The following is a 26,921-nucleotide window of genomic DNA, read 5'->3' as shown; positions in this document are numbered from 1 at the left end:
CACAGTCGTGCCTTCCGCTGTCACTATCCTATATATTCAGGTGTTGATTGGCGCCCAGCCTTGGTCAGGGCGCCCAGATTGGCGAGCGGGCTATCGGTTTGCAACTGGCGGCGGACTTTCGCAAGCTCTTCAACTCCTCGTGGGAAGCCTATTGCTCGGCTTGGTGCTCCATCCTCTTCAGTATGCTCTTGTTCAGGCGTGCGAAGGGTATTGGGGGACCTCTCAGCTTGCCCAACACTTGATGTCTCAGAGAATCAGATCCCATAGGCGCCGCCGGGCCAAGTTGGTCACGATGGCCGATGAGTCGCTGACGAGGTTGCAGGAATTGCAGCAATCCCCGCTCGACCCAGGGGATCCTCCTGTCGAGGATGACCATGTCAAGTTGCTTGTCCGATACGAAGAAGCTGAGCGTGTTGTCCTCGGCTACCCGGACGGAGTAAACAATGTGAGACCAACGCGACTGGGAAACGTTCTACGCAGATACGAGGCGCGCGCAGGGAGTCAGTATGGGTTGTCACTCGTCACCGTGGCTCCTCACCTAGTCCTTACTGCGAGTGAGCAGCGCGTGGCGTATCTAAATGATCAACGAACTGCTCTGGATCTTGCCATACGCATGGTCGTTCTCAATCTCCTAGGCGCGGCTGCAACTGTGGCTCTTCTCTGGCGCAGCGGAGGATGGCTGGCCGTTGGATTGATACCTTATGCCTTGGCGTACATCTTCTACCGTGGGAGTATTGTCGTCGCGGCAGAGTACGGAACGGCATTGACGACCGTCTTGGAGCTCAGCCGCTTCGACCTGTACAGGAGCTTCAACGTGCCCCGACCTCACGGCCTTGCCGCAGAGGTTGAGCAGAATGAGCGGCTGATGGAACTTCTGGATCGAGACCGACAGTCGGCGGATGATCTCCAGATCGAATTCGATGTAGACGATGCAACTGAGAAGAAGTCCTGAGTGTCGCCTCGAACATGATGGCATTCTCACTCAGTCTCGGCCTCAATTGTCGTTGCCAGTGCGATGGACCACCCGTTCGGACATGCAGCTGTTGCGGGTGAGAAGATCTCCGGACAGATGCTGTATCCGGGTTGTTGCCTTGCTGCATCGCCTGGACATGGTTCCGTTCCGCGTCGACGCGTTGGGGGCAGCAGCAGCCTCGGCTCGAGAGCTTGGGGACCCGGCTCGGGCAATCGGCTACGCCAGCGCCGCACGGCCGCGCTCAGAACCAGCGGACGAGGCCATGCGGTTAGGCGCAGCGGCGGTCTCCGACGCATGGCGTGTCTCGCAGGCCTCACTGGTGCGGACCTGCGCAAAGATGGCCAGCTGTAATAGGGCCTGAGGGTTGATCTTGAACAAGCGCGTGGGTAACCCCCGGCCGCGGGCAGCGACGTGCTCTCACCACCCTTACCCGACATCTTGCCACGCCTGACTGACAACGCCACCTGCCCGTTGAGGGCGGTCAGCTGTCGCTTGCCAGCGTGATGGGACCACTCGTTCTGCCACGAGGATGGGACCGTCGAGGGTCGCGCCGACGGCTTGTATGCCGAGGCGACTGACGTCGGCGGGCGCGGGTTGTGGCTTAGCAGGGCCGGTTGCGTTGCGAGACGTTGTGGTCAGGCGACGCGGTCGGTGTATTTCTGGCGGGCGGCTTCGCCGGTGGTGCCGACCAGGGTGCCGATGGCGGTCCAGGTCATGCCGGCTTCGCGGGCGGCGCGGACGGCGTCCAAGAGGTGTCGTTCGGCTTCGTAGCGTTCGCGGACGGCTTCGCGGAGCAGGGTGACGGCGCCACGGTCGTGTTCGTCGGCGGGGTCGGGTTCGTAGTTCTCGAAGCGGGTGGCGAGGTCGTCGGCGTGCTGCAGGATCTCTTCGACAGATCGGGGCATGGTCATCACCTGAGGTACTTCTCTCGGGCGCGCATGGCGTGGACGATGACGACGGCGGTGTCGCCGTCGATGGAGCCGACCTCGAGGATGATGGCGGCGGCGTTGGGGCCGATCATCATGGTGAAGCCGTCCCGGAGGTCCCACATGCGCAGCGGGTTGCGGTAGGCGTGGAGGATCTCCTCCAGATGCGTGCAGGTGGCGGCGTGTCGCTGGGCGCGTTCGCGGATGGGCTTCGCATAAGAGGGTGACGGCGCCGGGGATGAGTCGCGTAGGGGTTCGCCGGTGCGGTGTGGGTCACGCGGACGTGGAAGTCCTGGGCGAGCAGAATGACGGGTCGGCGACCAGGGCGCTCACGTCGACCCAGAAACAGCTCGAGGCGATCCGTCGTCCGCGGAACCCGGTTTCTCTGGCCGCTTGTCCCCGCGCGCCGGGGCCATCCTCGAGGCCGCGCGCCGCTTCCGGCTCCGGCCGGTGGCCGACCGGGAGACGCGTCCTTCCAGGTCGTTGAGCATGAGGTCGAGGGCCAGCTCGAAGGCGTCATCGTCGACGGTGGCCCGGTCGGTTGCGGCGAGGGCCGACGCGAGGTCGGGGTATCGGGTCCGGTACTCCTCGGGAGCCGCTGCGAAACCGCCGATGAAGGTCTCGACGGTTGAGCCGAGCACGAGATAGTCCAGGATCGCGATCACTGGCATGACGTCGGCGGGTGGGAGTCCCGCTCGACCGAGTGCTGCGGCCGCTGAGTCGTAGAGGTTCAAGGTGGCGTGGTTGAGGATCGGCCTGCGGGCGACAAGGGCGATGGCGTGGGGATGGCGTAGGAAAGCTTGTCGGTATGAGCGCGCGAAGGCGTCGAGTCCCTGTCTCCAATCAGGGTTGGCCAGGGTCGCGGTGTCGATCTCGCGGTCGATGAGGTCGTGGACCAGGTCGATGATCTCGTCCTGGCCGGAAACGTGGTTGTACAGCGAGGGCGCGCGCACCCCTAGCTGTTCAGCGATTCGGCGCATGCCGAGGCCGTCGGGACCCTCGGCGTCGAGCAGCTCTAGGGCGGCCCGGGCGATGGCCTCCCGGGAAAGCAGCGGCTGCGGTGGCCGTCCCAATCTTGACCTCCAGCAGTACCCACGTAGGGCTTGTCCACGGTAACTACCTGCGTTAGTTTAGCGCACTAACGCCGTTAGTTTGAGGAGAGGTGCTGCGTCGCTGAGGGCACCCGCAAGGCACGTGTCGGAGGGAGTGCGGTCGTGGCTTCGAGTTGCCCTATTGGTCGATCTTGGAGGTTGTGATGCGGCTGACACCGCAGGAACGGGACCGCCTGCTGATCTTCACCGCGGCGCAGCTGGCCCGGACGCGCTTTGCCCGAGGGCTTCAGCTGAACGTTCCGGAGACGATCGCTCTGGTCTGCGACGCCGTGCTCGAGGCGGCGCGCGACGGCGCCAGGCTTGCCGCTGCGGTGGAGGCCGGACGCGCTGTCCTTGGCCCGGACGACGTGTTGCCCGGGGTGGCTGACATTGTCAGGGAGGTGCGGGTGGAGGCGGTCTTCGATGACGGGACGCGGTTGGCGGTGGTGCCAGATCCGGTCGGGGGTGGCTCGTTGGGCGCGTCGGCGCCGGGTGCGGTGGTCACCGCTTCGGTGGTGGAGCAGCTGCCCGCAGATCTCGTGACGGTGGTCGTGCACAACACTGCGGACGTCGCAGTGAGTATCACGTCGCACTGGCATTTCTTCGAGTCGAACCCGCGGCTGCGGTTCGACCGGGCGGCGGCCTACGGCCGGCACCTGCATGTGCCGGCTGGGTCGTCGGTGCGCTTCGACCCGGGCGTCGACGTCGAGGTGGGTCTGGTCCCGATCGGCGGCAGGCGCGTCGCCGTCGGGTTCGCCGGGCTCGTGGACGGTCCGCTGGACGCTCCGGGGGGCCTGGATCGGGCGCTGGATCGCGCCCGGTCGATGGGTTACCTGGGTTCTGAGGTGGCGTCGTGAACGAGGACGAGTACGCGGCAGTGCACGGGCCGACGGTGGGCGACCGGGTCGCGCTGGGCGACACCGGGCTCGTGGTCCGGGTGGAGGCTGACTCCCAATTGCGCGGGGAGGAGTTCCTGCTCGGGTTCGGCAAGTCGGCCCGTGACGGGATGCATCTGGCGGCGCTCAGCCTGCGGGAGACGTGCGACCTGGTGGTCTCGAACGTGGTCATCCTCGACCCCCTGCTGGGCGTTCGGAAGGCCTCGATCGGCATCCGGGAAGGACGGATCGTCGCGATCGGCCGCGCCGGCAACCCGGACACCCTGGACGGGGTCGAGGTGGTGGTCGGGACCGGGACGGCCGTGGTCAGCGGTGAGGGCCTGATCGCAACCGCAGGGGCGATCGACACCCATGTGCATCTGATGTCGCCTCGGATCATGGAGGCGGCGCTGTCGTCGGGGGTGACGACGATCCTCGGGCAGGAGTATGCCTCCGTGTGGGGGGTCGGGGTGAACGACCGGTACGGGTTACACCGCGGCTGGGCCGCCTTCGACGCGTGGCCGGTCAATATCGGGTTCCTGGGCCGCGGCTCGTCCTCGCGGCCGGAACCGATGATCGAAGCACTCCGGCACGGCGGGGTCTGCGGCTTCAAGGTGCACGAGGACATCGGTGCCCATCCGCGGGCCCTGGACACCGCGCTGCGGGTCGCCGAGGAGCACGACGTGCAGGTCGCCGTGCACACCGACGGGCTGAACGAGTCCATGTTCGCCCGGGACACCCTGGCGGTGCTCGACGGTCGGACCATCCACGCCTTTCACGTCGAGGGGTGCGGCGGCGGTCACTCGCCGGACGTGCTCACCCTGGCCGGGGTGCCGAATGTGATCGGGTCCTCGACCAATCCGACCATGCCGTACGGGCGGGACGCCGTCGACGAGCACCTCGCGATGATCGTGTCGGTGCACGCGTTGAAGACCGACCTGCCCAGCGACCTGGCGATGGCGCACGAGCGGATCCGGTCCTCGACGATGGCGGCCGAGGATGTTCTTCACGACCTGGGCGTCATCCCGATCATGTCCTCGGATGCGCAGGGGATGGGCCGCGCCGGGGAGACGGTCGCCCGCACGTTCGCCACCGCCGGCCTGATGAAGCAGCGCCGGCGAGGCGATGATGAGGCCGACGAGCTGGTCTCGCCGGTCGGCGACGACAACGCCCGGGTGCTGCGCTACCTCGCCAAGCTGACGGTGAACCCGGCGATCGCCCACGGTCTGTCGCACGAGGTCGGCAGCATCGCCCCCGGCCTGCTGGCGGACATCGTGCTGTGGGACCCGGCGCAGTTCGGGGTCAAGCCGGTGCTGGTGCTCAAGGCCGGCTTCCCCGCCTGGGGTCTGACGGGTGACCCCAACGCCAGCATCGACTCCGCCGAGCCGATGGTCTACGGCCCACAGTTCGGCGGACATGGCGCGGCGCCCGCCGACCTCAGCGTCGCGTTCGTCAGCGGCACATGTGTGGATGCGGGGGAGGACCGGCTGCCGACCCGGCGTCGTCGTGTCCCGGTCCGCGGCTGCCGCGGGATCGGCCTGGCCGACATGGTCCACAACAACCGGACCGGCAGCGTCGCGGTCGACCACCGAACCGCCGCAGTCACCCTGGACGGGCGACTCCTCGACGTGGAGGCCGCCGCGAGGTCACCGCTGACCCGGCTCTACCTGCTGTGATGGGGGATCGGCGCGCGTGCGGCTTCACCGGCCGGGACCGGTCAGGTCTGCCGGCGTGAATGGTGCTCCGTGCCCGGGCACGACCAGTGAGGCAATCTCGAGCACGCGCTCACGGCCGGCGTGAAGGGCGTCGAGGTCCTCGGCGAGGGGATCGGACAGCGAGGTCGCATCCCACCACAGGTGGGTCAGGGCCACCGTGCCGAGGTCCGTGTCGACCAGTGTGGTGAGGTCCTGGGCGGTGTGCCCTGGGGTGGCGAGCAGCCGGACGGCGGGTGAGAGGTGAGCGCCGTCCGCCGGTCGCTCGATCCAGGTGTCGCGCTGGTAGATCGCCCAGATGTCGTGGACACGAGCGTTCTCGAACAGCGCGACGTTCATGGTGTGGTCGGGGTGGTGGTGGCTGAGGATGACGTCGGTGACCTGTTCGGGCTCCAGACCCAGCGCCTGAAGGGGATCCAGGATCGCCGACCGATGCGGAACCATCCCCGGGTCCACGATCGCAACCATGTCCCCGTCACGGACGCAGCTGACGGTGCCGGCCACTCGGTCTGAGGCGTAGCCGACGAACAGGACGTTCACGGTTGCCACGGGCGCTTCCTCCCTGTTGCGCAAATCTTGGTTGCCAGCCAAGATACGTGCGCGTGGACAACGAGTGCAAGAGGAGGCAAGGTCGTGATGGACGACGAGATCACGCCTACCGCGGCAGGGTTCTCGATGCCGGCCGAGTGGTCCGAGCACGCCGGGTGCCTGATGGCCTGGCCGACCCGACGCGAGTTGTGGCGGGACAGGTTCGATGCGGCCAAACGCGATTACGCGGCCGTCGCACGAGCGATCGGGGACTTCGAGCCGGTGCTGATGGTCTGCACGCCGGGCTCGGCGGCCGAGGTCAAAGACGTATGTGGCGCCGCGGTCGAGGCGATCGAGCTGCCGATCGACGATTCCTGGGCGCGAGACAGTGGCCCGGTCTTCGTCACGGACGCCGCGGGTCAGGTCGCTGCCGTACGGTTCGGGTTCAACGCCTGGGGCGGTCGGTGGCACCCACACGGGGACGACGCGCTGCTGCCGGTGCGGATCGCCGCCCATCTCGGGATGCGGCTGTTCTCCGCACCGTTCGTCCTGGAGGGCGGCGCGTTCCTCGTCGACGGCGAGGGGACGCTGGCCACGACCGAACAGTGCCTGCTCAACCCGAACCGGAACCCGGGCCTGACTCGCGAGCAGGTCGAGCAGGGGCTTCGTGACTATCTGGGGGTCACGACCATCGTGTGGCTCCCGGTCGGGCACAGCCTCGACGTGGGCCCGGCGGGCACCGACGGGCACATCGACGGAGTGGCCCAGTACGTTGCCCCGGGGCAGCTCTTGCTCGAAGCGCCGACCGACCCAGCGTCGCCGGACTACGCCGGAGGGCAGCGCAACCTCGCCGTCCTGGGCAAGGCCCTCGACGCTCAGGGGCGAGCCATCACGGTCCGCCACCTCGACCCAGGCCCCGAGGCGGCCGTCTCCTATGCCAACCACTACCTGGCCAACGGTGCAGTTGTCGTCCCCATCGGTGGGGCGGCCACCGACGAGCCCGTCCTGGAGTTCCTGCGCGGCGTCTACCCTGGCCGGCAGGTGGTCGGGGTGCCGGGGAACACGTTGGCCTATGGAGGCGGAGGGCCGCATTGCGTCACCCAGCAGATCCCCGCGGGCGCGATCGTTCCCGCCTGACGGACGGCACTGACGTCTCGACGTCGAGGTGGCACAGACGTCGAGACGGCTGGCGTCCCCGGCTATGGTGAGCGAACCGGTGATCGTGAAAGGGGTCGGTGCAGTGACCAGGCGCCGCGCCAAGGGCCAGTCCCGTGAGGACCTGGTTGTCGGGGCCGCGGCACAGGCCATCGCCGAGCTCGGCCTGAGCAAGGTGCGGCTCTCCGATGTCGCCGCACGGGCGGGGATGACCCCCGGACATGTGACCTACTACTTCCCGTCCAAGAACGACCTGTTGATGCGGGCCATCCGGTTGAGCGAGGAGAGCCTGACCGCGCAGGTGATCCAGGAGATCGGCACCATCCGTGACCCGTGGAAGCGGCTCGACCGACTGATCAGTCTGTCGGCGGCCAACGGCCCGAGGGACCCCGGCTGGATCCTGTGGTTCCAGGTCTGGTTGACCGCCGCCAATGACCCCGACATCGCCCGGGTGCACGACGAACTGGACGCCGTCTGGCGCGCCATCCTGGCCGATGTCATCCGCTACGGCTGCGACAGCGGGGCCTTCGAGGCCGATGACCCCGAAGCCGTCGCCCTCACGCTGTCGGCCGTCATCGACGGTCTCTCGATCCAGCTCACCCTCGGATCGCCGAGCCTGACCCGGACCCAGCTGCTGCGGACCTGCCGCGCCGCGGCTCGGCTCCATCTGCAGCCGAGCGTTGACGCCGGTGATCGGTCCTGACCGCCCGAGGACCTCGAGGGATCGGGCGGCGGAGTGTGCTCCTCGGCCTTCCCGCCACGGCATTGGGCGTGTCGGCCTGCGTCCCATCGCCGGAGAGAGAAGGGCAGGGCACCGGGCAGGCGACACCGGGGCCGACCGCAACCTCTGGCCGCAAGCCGACGACGGATGGCTCGCCAACAGGGGGGTGGTGGATGCCGGCTGAGGAGACCGAACACGAACGCACGTGGATGTGCTGGCCGTCCAACCGCCGGATCTGGGGGCCAGACCTGGTCGACGTGCAGGACGCCATCGTCTCGATCGCACGGGTCATCGGGGACTTCGAGCCGGTGACGATGCTGGCCCGGCCCGAGGAGACCGACCGGCTGCGCGGTCTCCTCGAGGGCGTCACGCTCGTGCCGGCGCCGGTCGACGACCTCTGGGCGCGAGACACTCTGCCCAACTTCTTGATCCGCACGTCCGCCGACGGTTCATGGCGCCTGGGCGCCGGTCGGGTCAGGTTCAACGGATGGGGCAAGAAACAGATTCACAACGGTGATGTTGCCCTCGCCGGCATCGTTGCCGACCACCTGGGCGTCGAGCTGATCGAATCGGGACTCGTCGGGGAAGGCGGAGGTCTGGAGGTCGACGGGCATGGGACGGTGATGGCGGCGGAGTCCTCGTGGGTCAACCCCAACCGAAACCCCGGGCGCAGCCGGGAGGACATCGAAGCAGCGTTGCTCTCGCTGCTGGGTGCGGACCGGATGATCTGGGTCGAGGGTCTGGCGGGCCAGGACATCACCGATGGACATATCGACACCCTCGCCCGGTTCGCGGCGGAGTCGACCATTGTGATCGATGCGCCGGCGTCCGCCGTCGACCCGGGGGACCCGTGGGCCGCGGTCGCCGCGCGGACCCGGGAGCAGGTCGGACGCGCCCGCACGAGCGCCGGGCAGCCTTACACCTTGGTGGAGATGACACCGCCGACGGCCGGGCGCCGCCACGACGAGGACTTCCTTGCCACGTACATGAACTACTACGTGTGCAACGGCGCCGTGATCGCCCCCCAGTTCGGGGACCGGGCAGCCGATGCACGGGCCCGCGACGTGCTCGAACGGCTCTTCCGTGGGCGCGAGGTCGTGCAACTCGACATCGACCCGATCGCTGCCGGTGGTGGCGGCATCCACTGCGCTACCCAACAACAGCCGGTCACTGGGAACCAGTAGCAGGACGAGCAGCCCGGAACGCGGAAGGGTGGTCGGGGTTCCCCGACCACCCCTTCCGGCCGCGCGAGGACCGCCCCGGACGACGGCCGACACACACGCGCCTCAGTGCGCGGCAGGCAGGATCCCCTCCTCGTCAACCAGCCGCTGCTCGGTCGCCAGGTCGAGGCTGCGGCAGAAGTACAGGTAGGCGAAGCCGGCCACGGGTAGCCCGACGAACATCGTGATGTCGATCTCGTTCAGGAAGTGAGCGGCGAAGCCGGTGTAGGGCGCGGAGACCATGAACGGCAACATCGACAACAGCGCGAGCCCGTAGGCGGCCTGGCCGCGCCAACCCCAACGGCCGTAGATCCCCTGGGGATTGAAGATCTCCCTGATCACGTAGCCGCCCTTGCGAACGAAGAAGTAGTCGACCAGGTTGATCGACGTCCACGGTGTCAGCAGATAGGCCAGCAGGATCAATCCGTTGTTGAAGAAGGCGTTGAACCGCTCCACCCCGACGAACTGGGCGGTCGCCCACACGATCACGAACATGATCCCGATCCCGATCGCCCGGATCCGCCGGCCAGGCGTCACCGGCTTGAACGAGTCACGGATCGAGATCATCGTCATCATCCCGCCGTACTGGTTGATCGCCATCACCGACAGCAACCCCAGCAGCAGAGCAAGGACCGCGACCGAGCCGAAGCTTCCGAACAGCCGCTCCCCGGCCCCCTTGAACGCCTGCACGGGGGTGGCGTCCGGCCCGCCGGCCGTCGACATCACCGAACCCAGCGAGAACACCCAGAACGCCGACACGCCGCTGGGCAGGTAGGTCCACCAGAAAGTCGACTTGACGCCGACGTTTGCGGGCAAGTACCGGGAGTAGTCCGAGACGTAGGGCGCCCAGCCGATCTGGAATCCGGCCACGATCACGAACACCGTCATGAACGCTGCTGTCGGGAACGCACCCAGCGAGAATGCTCCCGGCGGCAGCTGCGGATCGCGCACCGCGGCGACCGTGAGCACCACCATGACCGCGAGTAGCGGCCACGTCAGCCAGCGGTTGATCTTGTGGATCCAGTGGTAGCCGTACAGCGCGACCAGCGCCGCCAGGCCGGCGGAGAGGAAGTAGCCCACCTCGGTCTTGATGCCGAACAGAGTGTTGGCCGCGTCGCCGGACAGGATCGCATCGGAGGTGTTCACCATGACGTAGCTGATCAACGCGAAGATCCACACCGTCACGGCCGAGCCGACGTAGCCGAACTGCGGACGGGACTGCACGAGTTGAGGAAGCCCCAACTGCGGGCCCTGCGCCGAGTGGAAGGCCATGAAGAAGGTCCCGAACAGCGAGCCGATCAGGGTGGCGATCACCGTCCACATCAGCCCGGCGCCGACGCTGAGCGCAGCAACCCCCAGGGCCATCGCCGTGAGATTGATGTTCCCGACGAACCAGATCGCCCCCAGGTGGGACACCTTGCCGTGCCGCTCACCGCTCGGCACCCAGTCGATCGAGTGCAGCTCGATCCCCGGCGGCTGCCGCGGCTCGGCATGCGGGGCTTCATCCACTCTGTGCTCGGACAATACGCTCACCTCTCCCCTAAAACGAACGACGTTAGGCATGAAACTAACGTCAGTAGTTAAGGATGGCAATGCTCCCGGCAGAAATCTTTGACGAGAACCAAAAAAGTTGGGAGACGGTGGGTGTGCGAGTGGACCGAAGGGCGCAGGCTTCGATGGCGTGACCGGTGCCGCGTACTCCCGGCGCCGGGTATGGCGGGGTGGTCGAGCAATGATCGAGATCTGCTGGATCACGGTTCGGGCACCCGCTGATCCCGTCGGCAGGCGCGTGTGGACGTGGGCTACGTGGGGGCCTGGGAGCCGTGGGGCAAAGGTCCTGTCATCGCGGCCATGTCCGTGCAGGTGGAAACCATGATCAACAGGGTGACCTGCGAAGCGTGAGAAGGTCATGCGATGTGCCTGGCCTGTCTTGGCTAAGGGCTCGTGGGTCTAAGCCGCTCGCTGACCGTAGGATCTGGGGATCAGAGAGTCCTGCCTGCGCAACGGCTGCCCGTGAGGGTTGTCGTCCACGACCTGCTCGTCGCCGGAGGGTGCGTCATGGCCGTCATCAGCGACCGTTCGGCCGTGATCGTGGCGGGTGCTCGGACAGCGGTGGGTCGCGTGACGGGGGCACTGAAGGAGCTGTCGGGGGCCGATCTTGGCGGGGTGGCGATCGCCGGGGCGCTGGCCAGGGCCGGGGTGGCGCCGGCCGACGTCCAATATGTGATCATGGGACAGGTGCTGACCGCCGGGGCAGGGCAGAACCCAGCGCGTCAGGCGGCGTTGGGCGCGGGTGTCCCGCTCGACGTCCCGGCGCTGACGATCAACAAGGTGTGCCTGTCCGGCATCGATGCGATTGTTCTGGCCGACCAGCTGATCCGGGCCGGGGCGTTCGACGTCATGGTGGCCGGCGGCCAGGAGTCGATGAGCCGAGCGCCGCGCCTGCTCGTGACGTCGCGCGACGGGGCCAAGCCAGGGGCGGTCACGATGCGGGACCACCTGGTTCGTGACGGGCTCTGGGACTTCCTCACGGACCAGGGCATGGGCAGCCTCACCGAGGCGTCCAATACGGGCGATCGCTTCTTCAGCCGCGCCGAGCAGGACGCCTTCTCGGCGCGATCCCACGTGTTGGCGACGCAGGCCTCGAAGAACGGGCTCTTCGATGCGGAGATCGTCCCAGTGAGCCTTCGCGACGGTTCAGGCGAGCCGGTGGTGATCTCGGCAGACGAGGGCCCTCGCGGCGACATCACCGTGGAGTCGCTGGCGCTGCTACACCCGGCGTACCGCAAGGACGGCACGATCACGTCGGGTTCGGCTTCCCAGAGCGGCGACGGGGCCTGTGCGGTCGTCGTCATGGAGCGGGACGAGGCACGGCGGCGCGGGCTGACCTGGATCGCTGAGATCGGAGCGCACGGTGTGGTCGCCGGACCGGATTCCTCGCTGCAGCACCAACCGGCCAACGCCATCGCGGCCGCCTGCGCCAAGGAAGGGATCACCCCGACCGACCTCGACCTGGTCGAGATCAACGAGGCATTCGCAGTCGTCGCGCTGGCGTCCACCCGCAAGCTCGGTCTCGATCCGGACAAGGTCAACGTCAATGGTGGTGCGATCGCGATCGGGCATCCGATCGGGGTCTCCGGTGCCCGGATCAGCCTCCATCTGGCGCTCGAGCTCGCCCGGCGCGGCGGTGGCGTGGGCGCGGCGGCACTCTGCGGCGGCGGTGGGCAGGGCGAGGCACTGATCATCCGGGTCCCCGTGCGCTGACACGTCTCCGCCGGGGCTCGCGCTCGCGCCGGCTGGCCGGGTGGCGTCAGCCGATGTCGTGGAGGACGTCGACCTTGACGGCTGTGACGGCCAGGTCGACGTGCCAGGGACCCGTGGTGCTTCCGCAGACGCATTGCACGGTCGTCGTGACGCTCAGTTCCGCGTGAGCCGTGGCAGCCAACCGGATGCAGCGAGACTGGACGAGCCGGGTACGCGACGGTGGCGTCGAAACCTCGGACGACGTGCGAATCTGCCCGCTCTGTGGCGGCGGAAAAGAAGCACTACCAGACTGTTCGGAACTTGGCGCTGCTCGCGGTGAGGTCTGGTCTTGTCCAGTGGCCCGCTCTAGCATTGCGCAAGCCGATCTTCGGGGGTGCCATGGCGCTGACGCGACCGTTTGACGAATGGCCCCTGCTGATCTGCGGCCCGATTCTTCGGCGAGTCACCTCGACTGAGGTGGCTGTCTTCGCCGTGACGAAGGAGCCGTGCGATGTCCAGCTCGTGGTGCGGTTGCGGACGCCGCCCGGCCGCGACCTCACGTCTACCCCGGTGCGGACCAGGAGCCTGGGCAAGGCCTTGCACGTGGTCCTGTGTCATCTGACGACCTCGGCCGCGCCCCTCAGCGCTGACACCCTCTACGAGTACGACCTACGGATGACCCGGGTGGCCACCGGGATCACCGAGACCCTGGCCGGACAGGCCGACCTGCTCACCGGCAGCACGCCACTCGGGTTCGAGACCGACCGACTGCCCGCTTTCATGCTTCCGCCGCCTGTCGCAGCACTGAATCTGGTGCACAGCTCGTGCCGTAAGCCGCACGGCGGTGGCCCGGATGCGCTGACGATGATCGACCGTCTCCTGGTGCTCGCTCACAATGGCCCGACGGAGGCCGACCGACGGCGAGCGAGGCCGCACCAGCTCCTGTTGACCGGTGACCAGATCTACGCTGACGATGTCGCGCTCACCATGCTCGCCACCCTGCAGGAGGCCGGCGGTGCGTTCTGCGCGGCCGCCTCGCAGGAGCAGTTCCCCCGTGGATCCGGTGCCTCCACCGTGGTCATGACCGCGGCCGAGGTAGCCCCGGGGACACGGCGAAAGGGGTTTCTGGACACCGAGTCCAAACTCTCCAGCGACGAAGGCATGAATCACCTGATGTTCTTCGCCGAGTTCGCCGCCATGTACATCATGTGCTGGTCGGACGAGGTGTGGCCCCGGGCAGCGAATGGCAGCGCCACCGTCGGGACCGCACCGGTCGAGTTCTGGTTGGCACACGAGGAGCGCAAGCAGCGCAAGGAGCTGCTCTCGTTCGTGGGAACACTGCGACGAGTGCGCCGCGTGCTCGCCAACGTCCCCACGATGATGATGTTCGACGATCATGAGATCAGCGACGACTGGAACCTCGACGGGCTCTGGGCAGAGGACTCCCGCTCCAACCCTCCGCTCAAGCGGATCGTGCGCAATGGGTTGCTGGCCTTCGCCGTGTTCCAGGCCTGGGGCAACGATCCCGCTCGCTTCCAGTCCGGCACTCCGCTGGCGCTGCTGGACGCCGTGACCCTCCCGGTGCCCGCGGGCGACCCACCCATTCACAGAGACCCGACCGTGGTCGACGTGGAACTCGGGCTGTCCGCGGACCATGGGCTGCCCGCCAACGTCGCGAGGCGAATGAAGTGGGACTGGACGCTCCCGGCCGTGGGGCACCTGGTGATCGCGTTGGACAGCCGCACCTGGCGGGACTATGCCTCGGTGGGCCCCCTGTCGGCAGGTCTGATCACCGAGGCCGAGCTCGATCGGCAGTTGTCCGCGTACCGGCCCAACGTGCCCACGGACACCATTCTGCGCATCGTGGTCGCTCCGGCCCCGGTCCTGGGTCATCCGTTCGTCGAGAGGGAACTCCAGCCGCGGCTGCAGATGTACAAGTCGGTCAAGGCGGTCGACCCGATCCGTGGCGGCCGGGCGGCGGACAACGAATCCTGGGGCGTCAACCGCTTCACCTACCAATCGATCCTGCGGCGGCTGGCGGAGTTCGGTCGGGTCGTGGTGCTCTCCGGCGATGTGCACTACGGCTACACCAACCAGACGGAGTACTTCGGGGCGAGCGGACTGGCGCCGGCCCGGATCGTGCAACTGTGTTCCAGCGCAGCGAAGAACGCCGAGATGAAGACCAGGGCCATCCAGGGGCGGGTCTGGTTCGTCGCCGTGGCGAGAGTTGGCTCGGGATCGGCACCCCGTTGCCGACTGATACCCGTAGGGAGCTTCTGAGTGCCTTGGGAGCGGCGGTCAGGACACCGCTCAACCCGATCGAGCGCAATCTGCTGGATCGGGCGGTGCTCTTCGAACTGCTGGAGACACCCGCGATCATCCCGCTGCACACCTGGCGGCTGCCCACGGCGAGCCGGCGGGTCGTCGCCCTGGCCGACCGCAACGACACCCGAGACTGGCGCTATCGCACCACCTTCGCCTTCGACGAACGCTCGCCGGAGAAGCGCCTGACCGACGCAATCGCCCTCGATCCTCGAGCCCGCCCGATCGGTCTCTTGCACGTGACGAAGCAGGCGCACAAGGTGGTCGTCGGTGAACCCAACGTCGGGCTGGTGACGATTCGGACGTCGGCGGCGGGGGTCACCGAAGTGATTCACCGACTCCACTACGTGACCGATGTCGGCCCTGACGGGGCGTTGGCCTACACGGAGCACAAGGTCCGCCTGGATCCGCCGACGCTCGCCGACCGCCCGGAGCCGGTGCGATGACCGAGTCCAACGCCCTCGAGCGAGTTGTCGACGTCGCCGTGGACGTGCTGTCGCCGCTGTCGGGCGCCACCCGGGACCATCGCACACTCGTGGCGTTGCTGAACCAGATGGGCTGGTCGGCGCCCGGGATCGATCTCGAGGAGCTGGCCACCGCGGTTCAGGCTTTGACGGCCGCCGTCGAGGCGTTGCGGGATGAGATCTCCTTCGAGTCCCTGGAGTCCCTCGTCGCCACTGTCGGTGCGCTCGCGGCCGGCGCCGACGCCCTGTTCGACTTCGCGGAGCAGTTCTCGGCCGCCGCCGGAGCAGCGGACCCGCAGGCGATCGCGGACGTCGTCGAGACACTGTCGGTGGACCTGCTCCAGCATCTCAGCCTGCTGTACCTCGGCCGCTGGCCTGTGGTGTACGAGATTCTCAGCCTTCTCGGCCTGATCGACGATCGCCCGCTCGAGGTCGTGACCACCGGCGGAGACCTTCCTCTGCTCGCCCGGGCACCGGTTCTGCAGCCCCGCTTGGCGTTCGAGGCGATCGGCGACCTGCTCGCCGACCCGGTGGCCCACCTGCGCACCCGTCTGGGCGCCCAACGCCTCGTCGATCAGGCCACCGCGGAGCAGGTCACCCGAGACGTGTTCGACCCGTTGCTCCGCCTGGTGACGATGGCCGGCGGAAGCGGGGTGGTCGGCACCGGCGCCGTCGAGCCAGTGGCCCCGACCGCGGACGACATCGAGGCCCGGCGCCGGGCGACGCTGCTGTTGTCCCTGCCGTCCTTCCCGGCCGGTGGGGAGCCGGTCACCAGCCTGCTGGCCCTCGTCGTCGACCTGGTGCACCAGGGCGGCACCAGCCGTACCGGCGACGCCGGGCCCGGGTTCCTGCTCTCTCCGGAGGGCAGCCTGAGCGCGACCGCCGAACTGCCCGGGTCACGCTTCGAGTTCGCGCTGTCCGGTGGCGCCTTCAGCGCGTTCTTCCCGGCGACCGGCCCGCCGGTGGTTCACGGTCCGGCGGGCGGCGTCACCCTCGAACTCACCTACCGCAAGCTGCCACCGCAGGCCGGTGCGCCGGCGATCTCCTTCGGCGCCGACACGGCCAAGCTCACGGTCGAGGGCCTGACCGCCACCATCCGGGGACGGTTCGGGCGCAGCGACGCACCCGAGCTGCATCTGGAGATCGAGGGGGCGGTCGAGAAGGCGCGGTTCGTGCTCGCCCCGGGGGAGGGGGACGGCTTCCTCGCCGCCGTGCTGCCGCCCGACGGGATCCGGTTCGAGTTCGATCTCGGGCTCGGCTGGTCGAACCGGCGCGGTGTCTACTTCTCCGGCGCCGCCTCCCTCGAGGCGGACTTCCCGCTGCACGTCAGTCTGTTGGGCCTGCTCACGATCGACGTGGTCAGCCTCGCTCTCTCCGCTGGCCCCGACGGACTCCTGCTGGACGCCGGCGCGACGCTCACCCTCACGCTCGGCCCGCTGACCGCCACCGTCGAGCGGCTCGGCCTCACCGCGCGGACCACCTTCCCCGAGGCAGGCGGCAACCTGGGCCCGCTGGACGTCGTCCCAGGCTTCCTGCCGCCACGTGGCGTCGGCCTGGTGATCGACGCGGGTCCGGTCACCGGCGGTGGGTTCGTGCGAAACGACCCTGCTCGCGGCCGCTACGCCGGCATCCTCGAACTCGACATCGCCGGGGTCGTCCGGGTCACTGCCATCGGCCTGATCGACACCCGGATGCCCGACGGCTCAGAGGGTTTCAGTCTGGTGGTGATCCTCACCGCCGAGTTCCCGCCGATCCAGCTCGGGTTCGGCTTCACCCTGTCCGGGCTGGGCGGTGTGCTGGGCCTCAACCGCACCATGAACCTGCCGGCGCTGCGTGACGGTGCCCGCACCGGGGTGCTCGACTCGATCCTTTTCCCGGTCGACCCGGTCGCCCGCGCGGACAAGGTGATCAGCGACGTCCAGAGCGTCTTCCCGGTGGCGCCGGGCCGATTCACGGTCGGGCTGATGGCCCGGATCGGCTGGGGCAGCCCGCAGATCGTGGTGGTCGATCTCGGCATCATCGTGGAGCTGCCCGCACCGGTGCGCATCGTGCTGCTCGGGCGGCTCGGGGTCGTGCTGCCGACGCCGGAGGCGGCGGTCGTCGAACTCCACCTCGACGTCGTCGGCATTCTCGACCTGGGCCGCGGTGAGCTGTCCATCGACGCCACCTTGCACGACTCGAGGATCGCGGTCTTCGAGGTCTACGGCGACATGGCGATCCGGATCGGATGGGGCGCCACCCCGGCCTTCGCCATCTCGGTGGGTGGATTCAACCCCCGCTTCACGCCGCCACCCGACTTCCCCGCGCTACGCCGCATGACGATCGCTCTCGCCGCCGGGGACAACCCACGGATCCGGTTGGAGAGCTACCTCGCCACCACGGCGAACAGCATCCAGACCGGTGCCCGGTTGGACGCCCACGCCGAGCTCGACGCCGGCCTGCTCGGGCTGTTCAGCGCCGACGCCTACCTGGGGTTCGATGCGCTGATCGTGCTGCACCCCTTCCGATTCATCGTCGACCTCGGCGGCGGCATCGTCATCAAGCGCAACGGCACCCCGTTCATCGGGGCACAGCTGCTGCTCACCTTGTACGGCCCGCAGCCCTTGCGCGCCAGCGGATACGCCGAGATCGAGTTCTTCGGCAAGCACCGGATCCCGATCGACATCACCTTGGGCGAGGACCCGGTCGAGGCCGCGCTCGCGGTGCTCGATCCGCTGGGCGCGCTGCTGCGCGCCCTGCTCGAGCCCGAGGCGTGGACGGCGCTGCCGCCCGACCGCGACCCGTTGGTCAGCATCGCCGACCAGCCGCCGGCCGCGGTCCCACCCGGCGCCGCCACCCCTCCACCCGTGCTCGCCCACCCGCGCGGGCGGCTTGCAACCCGCCAGCGGGTGCTCCCACTGGGCCTGGCGATCGAGCGCTTCGGCGGCACCGAGCTGGCGGGTGGCCCGCGCAGCTACACGGCTACCTACCGAATGGGCGGCGTCCCGGTGACCGGCACCCCGGTCCGGGACTCCTGGGCGCCGGGGGACCTGTTCCGGCTGACCGACGACGAGAAGCTGTCCCGGCCGGCGTTCGAGCAGCTGGTCAGCGGGTCCGACGGGCTCGGCACGCCGATGCCTTCCCACGGCACGGCGGTGCCCGGCGCGTCGGCGGTGTACGAAACCAGCATCATCGACGCGACCGACCCAGTGCCGCGCACGGCGGTCACGCACACCGTTCCGGCGCGGATCGGGGTCATCCTGCGGGCGGGCTCGGCGGCAGCCGCAGCGCAGCGGGCCTCGGGGTACCAGGCGCCGGCCGCTCCGGTCACCGTCAACCCCGCCGCGTATGTGGTCGCCTCCACCACCACCCTGCAGGCATCCGACGGGGTGCACGGCAGCTGGGTCGAGGCGCATGCCGCGGCCGGGACGCCCGGCGTCCAGGTCCTCGAACAGCACCAGGCGGTCCCGGCATGAGTCTCTATCTGCCCTGGGTGCGTACCGGCCTGGCCGGCGCGGTCACCGGCGCCGACCCGTTGTCCGGCCCGCTGCCCTCCCGGGCGAGCCTTCCCGTGGGCGTCACCGTGGGTACGGCGCCCGAAGACTCCGGATCAGTGACCGTCGACGTCCATGGCCCGGGCGACGTCACCGCGCTGGACGCCCGAGCCATCGTGCGCACCGAGCCCGCCGACGGTGCGCAGGAGGCCGAGCCGCACCTGTTCTGCAGCATCGAGTTCGCCGTCCCCGATCTGCCCTGGCTGTTCACGCCGGCGGCGCCCAACGGCGATCGGTTGCGCCCCTGGATCGTGCTCGTGGTGGTGGCGGAGGACGCAGCCGACCTCGAGCCCGGCGACGGCACCCGCCCCGCCGTCCTGCAGGTCAGCGACGCCCGGGCCGAGCTGCCCGATCTGGCCCAATCCCACGCCTGGGCGCATGCGCAGGTCGAGGCGCTGAGCGACCTGACCACGCCGGCTGAACGACCGATCTCACGGCTGGTCTGCCCGCGTCTGCTGCGCTCGCACACCCGCTACATCGCGGCGGTGGTGCCGGCCTTCGAGGCCGGACGCCGGGCCGGCCTCGGGCTGGCGGTCCCCGCATCTGCCACCACAGCGGCCGCCTGGGACAGCGCACTGGCCGAACCCGCGACCCTGCCCGCGTTCCACGCGTGGCGGTTTCGCACCGGCGCGGACGGCGACTTCGAATCGTTGGCCACCCGATTGCATCGGGCGCCGCTCGGCCCGGACGCCGCCTCCGGCCGGGCCGTGACGGTCGCGGGGTTGCCCGGTGGCCTGCCGAACCTGCCCGGCTGGCGATTCCCCGGAGCCCTGGGCAGCTGCCCGGACCCCTTGCCGGACAGCACGTTCCGTACGCGGATGACCGAGATCGTGGACGGGGTGCGCACCCTGCTGGGGGTGCCGGTCCCGCCCCCGTTCTACGGCCGCTGGCACGCTCTCGAACGCCGGCTGGACGCGACCACCCGGCCCTGGCTGTCGCGGCTGAACCTGGATCCTCGCTACCGGGCAGCGGCGGCAGTCGGGGCCAGGCTCGTGCGCGAGCACCAGGAGCCGTTGATGGCGGCGGCGTGGCAGCAGATCGGTGAGGTGGAGGCGGCGAACGCGCTGCTGCGCCAGGGCCAGGTGGCGAGGCGAGCGGGCACCGTACTGCACGAGACGCTGGCACGGCTCGACGACGAGACCTACCTGCAGGCCACCGGCCCGCTGCACGCGCGAGTGCTCGACCCGGATACCGGGCGCACCGTCGCCGCAGACGTCGGCGGCACCCGGGTGCCTGCTGCGCTGCTGTCGCCGGCGCTGCGCCGCGCCATCCGCCCCCGCGGCCCCCTCGGCCGGCGCAGCGGCACCTCCGCCGCCGAGCTGCTGCGCCAGGTGAACGACGGCCTGCCCGTGGTGGCACCTCGGCCCGCGCCCGACGGCATGGTGACCATCGACGCCGAAGCGGAGCCTGGCGACCCCACGTGGTGCGCCCTCACCCCACCCGTCGTGGCCCAGCTCGCCCGCGCCCGACCCCCGGGGATGCCGGCCAAGGAATGGGACGCCGTCCTCACCGCCGCTCTCGCTCAGCAGAAGGGCATGCCGCCCTGCCCGCCCCGCGAGGCGCCCCGGCCCCGGCCGAGACTCCCCGTGGCGCACCTGCGTGAGGTGCTGAGCGCGGCCACCCGGCCCGAGGTGACAGTGACCGCCCGGATGGCTGCCCGGATCGGCGCACCACCCGGCTGGGCGCCGGCGGACCCGCTCACCCCGATCCTGGCGGCGCCCCGGATCGACACCCCGTTGAGCCGCGACCTGCTGGCGCTCGCACCGGATCTGGTCCTGCCCGGCCTGGACGGGCTGCCCGCCGAGGGGGTGGCTGCGGTGCCGGCCAACCAGCGCTTCGTGGAGAGCCTGATGATCGGCGCGAACCACGAGTTCGGCCGGGAGCTGCTCTGGCGCGGCTATCCGACCGACCAGAGGGGCACCAGCTTGCGCCGGTTCTGGGACCGTGCGGCGACCCTGTCCGGGGCGCGGGACGACCTGCCGGCCATCGACCAGACGTGGACGGGGGAGTTGGGCACCCACCTGCTCGGCGGCCGGGGGCCCGTCGTCCTGGTGATCCGCGGCGAGCTCTTGCGCCGTTACCCTCGCGTCGTCGTCTACGCCACCCGGGCCACCTGGTCCGGCACGGCCAGGGTGCCGGTCGATCCGCTCGCCGGGGCCGACCCGACCGCCACCGCCTACCCGCAGCGCCACCCCGCCTTCAGCGGGCTGATCCCGCCCGACCTCCGGTACGTGGGCTTCGACCTGCCCGACGACGTCCTGGGTGACCCCGACCCGGCGGCCGGGCGTGCGGGCTGGTTCTTCGTGCTCCAGCAGCCGTGGGCCGAGGTACGCCTCGGGCTGGACGCGACCGCCGCCGACCCGCCCGTCGGGGGCGCGGCAGACCTGTCCTGGCCCGCGGTCGGACGCACTCCGTCCGGGCACGTCGACCTCGGCCTTCCCCTGACCGGGGTCACGCTGCCCGGATGGGGGCGCGGCGCCAGCAGCGCCCAGCTCGCAGCCTGGTGCGAGCAGCGCCCCTTCCGGGTCTGCATCCACGCCAGCGACCTGATGCACCCGGAGGACCTGGCATGACCGCGGCACGACCCAGCTACGACGGACTGCTCGCCCTGCGCACCCGGGCGATCCGCGCCCGCGCGCTGGCCGACCGGACCGGGATCCCGGCGCTGATCGCCGCCGCCGAGCTGGCCGAGGCCGCCTTCGACGCCGCGGTCGACGGGGCCGTCGGCACGCTCGACGCCCGCGTGCCGCTGGTGCTGCTGCCCGTGCGGATCGAAACCCGCTACCGCCGGTCCGGCGGCGGCCCGGAACTGCTGGTGCGGGTCTACCCCGAGGTGGACGTCGAGGAGCACGAGGCGCCGCTGACCCCGACCGAGATCGACGCCGGCCGAACCTACTGGGCCGCGACGTGGACGGCCGCCGACGGCGCCACGGGGGACGGCGACCGGCTCGCCGCGTGGACGGCGCTGACCACCCGAGTGGGGCGGCTGCGCGCCACCTGGGTACGCCGCGTGCTGACCCCGACGAATCCCCGGACGCCCGGTGCCACCCCGACGTTCCCCGCCGTGCTCACCCAGCCCGCGCGCTGGTCGCGACCACGCCGAGCCGTGCTCCAGCCCGATCGCTGGGTGGTGCACGCTCTCCGCGGCGGCAGCGTGCTCGCCCGGGCGAACGGACCCCTCGTCGTCCGACCATTGCCCGCCGGACCGGACCCTGCCGCACAGCCCCGGCCCGGGGAGCCCACCGACGACGGCATGCTCTGGATGGTCGACTTCGACGCCGCCGTGCGTGCCGGCACCGGCATCGTGCTGGCTCTGCCCGACGAGGACCCGATCGACCTGCTGGTGGTCACCGGCGTCCGGGCCACCGAGGACCCTGCCGCCTCGGCCGCCGCCCTCGAGGCCGTGCTCACCGGCCACCGTCACCACGCCGGGCTCGACCTGGTAGCCCCCGGCACCCCGACGAACAACACCGACGAGAACCGCTCGGGGCACGGCAGCACCGACCCGCTCGACGTCGCCGAGCTGCGCCTGGCCGAGGCCGGCCCCCGGGTGGTCGCCGGTGACGGGTCGGACGCCGACGTGCTCGCCGCGGCGCTCGGAATCCCGCTCACACCCCTGTCCGACCTGGGCGGCTCGCCCCGGCGCGGAGTGGCCGGACAGGCAGACCTCGCCGCGGCGCTGTGGCCAGGCAGTTGGGGGTACTACCTGACCCGGATGCTGCGGTTCAACGAGGTCGACGACCAGCTCGAGCCGTGGCGGCGATGGACGGTGGACACCGTGCGCCCAGGCGGCCCGCTGCCGGCGTTGCGGGTGGGGGACCAGCCATACGGCGTGCTGCCGGTCACCGCGATGACCCGCTGGCGCCCCCACCAGGATCGCGGCAACGTCGTCGTCGCCACCCTGGTGGGAACCCGACGTCGCCGGACCGACCTGACCGTGCTCGGCCAGCTGGACTCCCGGGGGGCCTATTCGTTCAGCGCGTCGCTCGGCGCCGTGGACACCCCGGCGAATGCGACGGCGGTGTCGCTGGCCTACCGGGACCGGGACGGCGATCGCCACGTGCAGCTGATCGTGGCCCACGCGGGTACCGCGGTGCTGGACGGCAATCGGACGCCGGTCCTCGACTGCCCGCTGTTCGATGTGGTCGACGACGGGAGGAAGGGTCCGTCCCTGGTGAAGGCCGGCGCCGTGGCCGTGCCGATGCCCGACGCGTCCAAGGCGGTGGGCGCACCGCTGTCGGTGGGGATCGCCTGCGGCACCCTCACCGGTGCGCGCGTGCACGGGCCCGACGGGCCCGGGGGCACCGATGTCGTCGTCGTCGCCGCCCTGCCGGGACGAGGGGGGCCGCAACAGGTCAGCCTCTACCTCGGCCGGGGAGTGGGCCGCGACGGTCACGTGAGCGGGGGCTGGGCGCCGCCCGTGGACGTCACCGCCTCCTTCGATCCGGCGGAGCGGATCCTCGGGGCCGAGCTGATCACCAATCCGCGCAGCGGAGGGGTCGACCTGATCGTGGTCAGCACGACCGTGCCCGCCGACCAGCCCGCAGCGGCCGGGTCGACACCGCTGGTCTACCGGGTGGCTCGAGGACTGACCCCCGACGGCGGCCTGGTCGAGGGGTTCTCCGCCCCGGAGCCGTTCGGCCCCAAGGCCGATGACGCCATCCTGTTCGGCGCCGGGGTGGGCGTGAGCCAGGAGGCGAGTGACGATGTCCAGCTGATCCTGGGCTCCTACTCAGGTCTCGCGGGCGGCGGGTGGCTGGGGACTTACCAGAGCGGCGTCTTCACCGACGCCGGCACCCTGGACCGATGGCGAGAGGCGGCCATCCACTCCGGAGACTCGGCGCCGCAGGTCCTGCGCGGCGTGGCGATGGCCTTCGCCCGGTGGTTGCCGGTGTCGTCCCCTCAGCTGGGCCTGCACGGTGCGGCAGCGCGCATCAACCTCCTCCGGGCACTGATGGAGACCTGGCGGTCGGCGCTGCCAAGGGTCGCCTTCGTGCACCCCGCAGACGGAACCCCGGGCCGTACCCTGCTCGACATCCTGACCGCCGGAGACGTGTCGATCGCCTACCAAGCCCGCCCGTTCGTCGGCCCGCTGGTGCGTGACGCGTTGCGCACCCTCACGGGGGGGCATACCGGTGGAGCCCCCGCCTGGGCGGCGATCCAGCCACTCCTGCAGAGATGGGGCCTGAACGCCCCCCGGCTGCCGATGCTCGGGGCCGGCGGCTTCGCCACCGCCGCGGTCGACCTGCCGATCCCGCTGGTGGCTTCGGAAACACACCAGCCGGATCACACGGTGCCCTGGATGGCCGAGCTTGCCGAGGCCACACCCGCAGACCTGCACCGTGGCTGGGGCGAGCCGGACACCCCGATCCTGGCTCGCCTGGTGCGGCACAGCCTGTTGCAGGCCTACGCGGACGCCGCCCTGGCCCTGGTGCCGGTGCCGGCAGACCCGCCGCCGCTGCCGGAACCGGAACTGGTCGATCTGGCGGATCTCACCCAACGCGATCCGGTGACCCCGCACACCCTCACCTCGTGGCGGCACCTGATGGAGGCCAGCCTGCGGGGAGTACCGCTGGCCGACGTCGTCTACAAGGCCTCTCGCACGCTGCCTGCGCCTCCCGAGGTTCGTGCTGCGGCTGAGGCGGTGGCCGCTGTCCGGCGGCTGGCGGCTCTGACGGCGGCCGAGCTCACCCGGTTGACGGCGGTGACCCTCGACGCGGCCGGGCACCGGCTCGACGCCTGGGTGACCGCGGTGGCCACCGATCGGCTGCGCGCACTTCGAGCGCAGGCGCCGTCGGGGGTGCACGTGGGGGGGTACGGTTACGTCCGCGACCTGAGGCCCGCAGCGGCGGCCTCGCCGACCACCGGATACGTCCACGCGCCGTCCGCTGCACATGCCGTCACCGCCGGGGTCCTACGGTCGGGATACCTCACGCATGACGGGCAAGCCCTCGGCATCGACCTGTCGTCCGGCCGGGTCCGGTTGGGGCTCGAGGTGTTGGACGCCGTGCGTGAGGGCCAGAGTCTGGCGGCCGTGCTCGGCTACCGTTTCGAGAGCGAGCTGCAGCGGGCCGGCCTGGCTCAGTACCTGCCGGCGTTCCGCCACCTGGTGCCCGAGGCCGTCGGGGTCCTCACGCCCCACCCCGCCGGCACTCCCGCCAGCGCCGCCGCGGGCCTGTTGACGGTGGATGGCCTGGAGCTGCTGAAACTGGCCGATGCTGACCAGATCACCTGGGGTGCAACACCGTCCGGGCAGTCACAGGCCCTGCCTCAACGCGGTACCCGCGAACACGCTGCGACCGTGGCGGTGCTCGCCCGGCTTCGTGACGGAGCCGACGCGGTCGCCGATCTCGGCCTGGCCGAGGCCGTGCACCAGACCGTGCAGCGCAACCACCTGCGCGCCGGCGGCAGCCTGGACGCGCTGGCCCGAGGCGAGCTGCCGCCACCGGAACCAGAGGTGGTCCGATCGCCTCGGACCGGGACCGGGGTGACCCATCGGGTGCTGATGGTGGCCCCCGACCCGGGCGAGCCTCTCGCCGCGGCGGCACTGGGCGTCTGGATCGCCACCGCAGCACAGCGGGCCCGGCACGTCAGGGCGGTCGCCGAACCCCGGCTGAACGCCTGGGCCGCGCTCGCGCTGGGCGACCCGAGCCGGGTGCACTGGCGCGTCGGCTACCGGGATCCGTCCACTGGCGCGTCCACCGGCTACCAGGAGGAGTTCACGCTGGCTGCCCTCGGCCTGTGCCCGCTCGACGTCCTGGCCACGTCCCCGGCCAACGTCGCCGACCTCGCCCAGACGGACCTGGGTGCGCGGCTGCGCCGTCACGTCGCTCTCCTGCCGCCCAAGGCCGGCCGGACGGCGGTGCCCGAGTTTCTTCTCGACCGTGACCCGACCTGGCCCGCATCGGTGCTGACGCTCCCCGACCTGCTGACCCTTGCCGAGGCGCTGCGGGCCGTGGTCGCCGCCGGCCGCGAGGGCACGGCGGCTGACCTGGGCCCTTCCGGCACCCGTGCCGATCCCGCTGTGGACACCGGTGAACTCGACGGCCGGGCAGCCGCGGCCACAGCGAGCCTGACTGCTGCGCTGGCCGCACTCCGGGACACCGTGTCCCTCGACGACGCCGGACGCGCAGCGGTCGCGGCGCTGTTCCCCACCACCTACGCCGCCGTGCCGGAGAAGGAGGAGTTGCCGTCACTGGCCGATCTGCCGGCCACGTGCGACCTGTCCGTTGCCGTTGCCGCGTTGGGCCTGCCCGAGGCAGCCGAGCTCGAGACGGTGCGCGATGCACTCGAACTGTTGGCCGCTCACGGCCTGCCCGGGGTTTGCCCGGCAGATGTGGCCGGCTCGAGCATCGAATCCGCGACGGTGTTGGCGGGGCAGGCTCGAGAGGCCGTCACGCTGGGCCGAGCACGGCTTGCTCAGGCCGCCGCGGCCACGGACCCGATTGCAGCGCTGGCGGCGATCTTCGGCGCGGGCTTCCGGGCGCTGCCCCTGTTCACCGTCGACCCGAGCGGGAGTGCCGCGCCCGCGGTGGCCGACGGCACGGACGACGACGTCGTCAGCGATTGGTTCGAGGACGTGGCGCGAGCGCGCGAGCCGAGCGGGCGACTGTCGGATGCGCTGTTGCTGGCGGAGGCGGCCGGCGGGGCAGGCGGTCACTGGACCGTCGTCCAACACCCGGACGATGGCTGGGGCTGGTTGGGCCTACCCGCGTCGGCGATCGGGCCGGCGGGGATTCGTGCGGGGGGCGTGGCGATCGAGATCGCCGGGCTGGGGGCGCCACCACGACACACCGTGCCACCCGACAAGCCCATGCGGCTGACGCCTGGGCCGTGGGCGATGCTCGCGGTCGATACCTGGGTCGAGGTGGTGCCGGACGACGCGGAGGACACAGCGATCGCGCTGCACCTCGACGTCCCCTCGAACGAGGCGCCGCAGGCGCTGCTGCTGGCGGTGCATCCTGACCCGGACGTGCCGTGGGACGACCCGACGGTACTCGACGTGGTCCTCGAGACGGCCGACCTGGCGCGGATACGGATGGTCGATCCGGATCTGGTGCCGGTCGTCGGCCATCTTCTGCCGGCTCTGCTGCTGGCTCACAACGTCGGCGGCGATCCGGCCGGCGACACCGTCTCGACGGACCTGGGGAGCTGATCC

Annotated in this window: 17 protein-coding genes; 12 read left to right on the top strand and 5 right to left on the bottom strand. The window is 70.3% G+C overall.

From position 1 onward, the window contains the following. Positions 1-292: 292 nt before the first annotated feature. Positions 293-952: a hypothetical protein gene (locus tag IPK24_15465; protein MBK8076926.1), complete on the top strand. Its 660-nt coding sequence runs from the start codon at positions 293-295 to the stop codon at positions 950-952. A 656-nt stretch (positions 953-1,608) separates the two neighbouring features. Here the strand turns inward: IPK24_15465 and IPK24_15460 are convergent. The 3 genes from IPK24_15460 to IPK24_15450 all read right to left on the bottom strand — a co-directional run bounded on the left by IPK24_15460 (position 1,609) and on the right by IPK24_15450 (position 2,972). Further along, a complete protein-coding gene (locus IPK24_15460) occupies positions 1,609-1,884 on the bottom strand; it encodes a hypothetical protein (GenBank protein ID MBK8076925.1) in 276 nt (91 codons plus the stop codon). After that, positions 1,884-2,105 carry a hypothetical protein gene (locus IPK24_15455; protein ID MBK8076924.1) on the bottom strand — a complete coding sequence of 74 codons (222 nt, stop codon included), beginning with the start codon at positions 2,103-2,105 and terminating at the stop codon, positions 1,884-1,886. The genes IPK24_15460 and IPK24_15455 overlap by 1 nt, the downstream gene beginning before the upstream one ends. Before the next feature lie 123 nt (positions 2,106-2,228). Beyond that, complete coding sequence (locus tag IPK24_15450; protein ID MBK8076923.1) at positions 2,229-2,972, bottom strand: TetR/AcrR family transcriptional regulator C-terminal domain-containing protein; 744 nt, start codon at positions 2,970-2,972, stop codon at positions 2,229-2,231. 182 nt (positions 2,973-3,154) lie between these two features. On the opposite strand from IPK24_15450, the gene ureA reads away from it, so the two are divergent. After that, positions 3,155-3,847: an urease subunit gamma gene (ureA, locus tag IPK24_15445; GenBank protein ID MBK8076922.1), complete on the top strand. Its 693-nt coding sequence runs from the start codon at positions 3,155-3,157 to the stop codon at positions 3,845-3,847. Next, positions 3,844-5,541: an urease subunit alpha gene (locus IPK24_15440; GenBank protein ID MBK8076921.1), complete on the top strand. Its 1,698-nt coding sequence runs from the start codon at positions 3,844-3,846 to the stop codon at positions 5,539-5,541. The genes ureA and IPK24_15440 overlap by 4 nt, the downstream gene beginning before the upstream one ends. A 24-nt stretch (positions 5,542-5,565) precedes the next feature. Here the strand turns inward: IPK24_15440 and IPK24_15435 are convergent, their stop codons facing one another. Further along, on the bottom strand, positions 5,566-6,045 hold the full coding sequence (locus tag IPK24_15435) for an MBL fold metallo-hydrolase (protein MBK8076920.1): 480 nt from the start codon (positions 6,043-6,045) through the stop codon (positions 5,566-5,568). Between the two features lie 168 nt (positions 6,046-6,213). On the opposite strand from IPK24_15435, the gene IPK24_15430 reads away from it, so the two are divergent. From IPK24_15430 to IPK24_15420, 3 genes are all read left to right on the top strand, one after another. Beyond that, on the top strand, positions 6,214-7,242 hold the full coding sequence (locus IPK24_15430; protein ID MBK8076919.1) for an agmatine deiminase family protein: 1,029 nt from the start codon (positions 6,214-6,216) through the stop codon (positions 7,240-7,242). A gap of 103 nt (positions 7,243-7,345) precedes the next feature. Then, the gene (locus IPK24_15425; protein MBK8076918.1) at positions 7,346-7,963 is read left to right on the top strand and encodes a TetR family transcriptional regulator; all 618 of its coding nucleotides are present in this window, start codon (positions 7,346-7,348) and stop codon (positions 7,961-7,963) included. 191 nt (positions 7,964-8,154) lie between these two features. Continuing rightward, the gene (locus tag IPK24_15420; GenBank protein ID MBK8076917.1) at positions 8,155-9,165 is read left to right on the top strand and encodes an agmatine deiminase family protein; all 1,011 of its coding nucleotides are present in this window, start codon (positions 8,155-8,157) and stop codon (positions 9,163-9,165) included. Positions 9,166-9,267: 102 nt separating this feature from the next. Here IPK24_15420 and IPK24_15415 read toward each other — a convergent pair whose 3' ends face one another. After that, positions 9,268-10,764, bottom strand: coding sequence for a cytosine permease (locus IPK24_15415; protein ID MBK8076916.1), 1,497 nt, complete (start codon positions 10,762-10,764; stop codon positions 9,268-9,270). Between the two features lie 495 nt (positions 10,765-11,259). Here IPK24_15415 and IPK24_15410 point away from each other — a divergent pair, with 495 nt between their 5' ends. The 6 genes from IPK24_15410 (at position 11,260) to IPK24_15385 (ending at position 26,918) form a co-directional block, all read left to right on the top strand. Next, complete coding sequence (locus IPK24_15410; GenBank protein ID MBK8076915.1) at positions 11,260-12,465, top strand: acetyl-CoA C-acyltransferase; 1,206 nt, start codon at positions 11,260-11,262, stop codon at positions 12,463-12,465. A gap of 471 nt (positions 12,466-12,936) precedes the next feature. Continuing rightward, positions 12,937-14,724 carry a hypothetical protein gene (locus tag IPK24_15405; protein MBK8076914.1) on the top strand — a complete coding sequence of 596 codons (1,788 nt, stop codon included), beginning with the start codon at positions 12,937-12,939 and terminating at the stop codon, positions 14,722-14,724. A 5-nt stretch (positions 14,725-14,729) separates the two neighbouring features. Continuing rightward, on the top strand, positions 14,730-15,212 hold the full coding sequence (locus tag IPK24_15400) for a hypothetical protein (GenBank protein ID MBK8076913.1): 483 nt from the start codon (positions 14,730-14,732) through the stop codon (positions 15,210-15,212). After that, positions 15,209-18,685, top strand: a complete 3,477-nt coding sequence (locus IPK24_15395; GenBank protein ID MBK8076912.1) for a hypothetical protein — start codon at positions 15,209-15,211, stop codon at positions 18,683-18,685. Before IPK24_15400 ends, IPK24_15395 begins: the two co-directional genes overlap by 4 nt. Further along, positions 18,682-21,336 carry a hypothetical protein gene (locus tag IPK24_15390; protein MBK8076911.1) on the top strand — a complete coding sequence of 885 codons (2,655 nt, stop codon included), beginning with the start codon at positions 18,682-18,684 and terminating at the stop codon, positions 21,334-21,336. Before IPK24_15395 ends, IPK24_15390 begins: the two co-directional genes overlap by 4 nt. Next, the gene (locus tag IPK24_15385) at positions 21,333-26,918 is read left to right on the top strand and encodes a hypothetical protein (GenBank protein ID MBK8076910.1); all 5,586 of its coding nucleotides are present in this window, start codon (positions 21,333-21,335) and stop codon (positions 26,916-26,918) included. Before IPK24_15390 ends, IPK24_15385 begins: the two co-directional genes overlap by 4 nt. Positions 26,919-26,921 lie beyond the last annotated feature (3 nt).

The organism is Kineosporiaceae bacterium, from assembly GCA_016713225.1.
Taxonomy (GTDB): domain Bacteria; phylum Actinomycetota; class Actinomycetes; order Actinomycetales; family Kineosporiaceae; genus JADJPO01.
The sequence above is the reverse complement of the archived record's forward strand: the minus strand, read 5'-3'. Positions and strand labels throughout refer to the sequence as shown.

Excerpts from the sequence above, each read along its gene's own strand:
- IPK24_15465 (MBK8076926.1), top strand. The coding sequence starts at position 293 with ATGGCCGATGAGTCGCTGACGAGGTTGCAGGAATTGCAGCAATCCCCG.
- IPK24_15460 (MBK8076925.1), bottom strand. The coding sequence starts at position 1,884 with ATGACCATGCCCCGATCTGTCGAAGAGATCCTGCAGCACGCCGACGAC.
- ureA (MBK8076922.1), top strand. The coding sequence starts at position 3,155 with ATGCGGCTGACACCGCAGGAACGGGACCGCCTGCTGATCTTCACCGCG.
- IPK24_15435 (MBK8076920.1), bottom strand. The coding sequence starts at position 6,045 with ATGGTTGCGATCGTGGACCCGGGGATGGTTCCGCATCGGTCGGCGATC.
- IPK24_15430 (MBK8076919.1), top strand. The coding sequence starts at position 6,214 with ATGGACGACGAGATCACGCCTACCGCGGCAGGGTTCTCGATGCCGGCC.
- IPK24_15420 (MBK8076917.1), top strand. The coding sequence starts at position 8,155 with ATGCCGGCTGAGGAGACCGAACACGAACGCACGTGGATGTGCTGGCCG.
- IPK24_15415 (MBK8076916.1), bottom strand. The coding sequence starts at position 10,764 with ATGCCTAACGTCGTTCGTTTTAGGGGAGAGGTGAGCGTATTGTCCGAG.
- IPK24_15410 (MBK8076915.1), top strand. The coding sequence starts at position 11,260 with ATGGCCGTCATCAGCGACCGTTCGGCCGTGATCGTGGCGGGTGCTCGG.
- IPK24_15395 (MBK8076912.1), top strand. The coding sequence starts at position 15,209 with ATGACCGAGTCCAACGCCCTCGAGCGAGTTGTCGACGTCGCCGTGGAC.
- IPK24_15390 (MBK8076911.1), top strand. The coding sequence starts at position 18,682 with ATGAGTCTCTATCTGCCCTGGGTGCGTACCGGCCTGGCCGGCGCGGTC.
- IPK24_15385 (MBK8076910.1), top strand. The coding sequence starts at position 21,333 with ATGACCGCGGCACGACCCAGCTACGACGGACTGCTCGCCCTGCGCACC.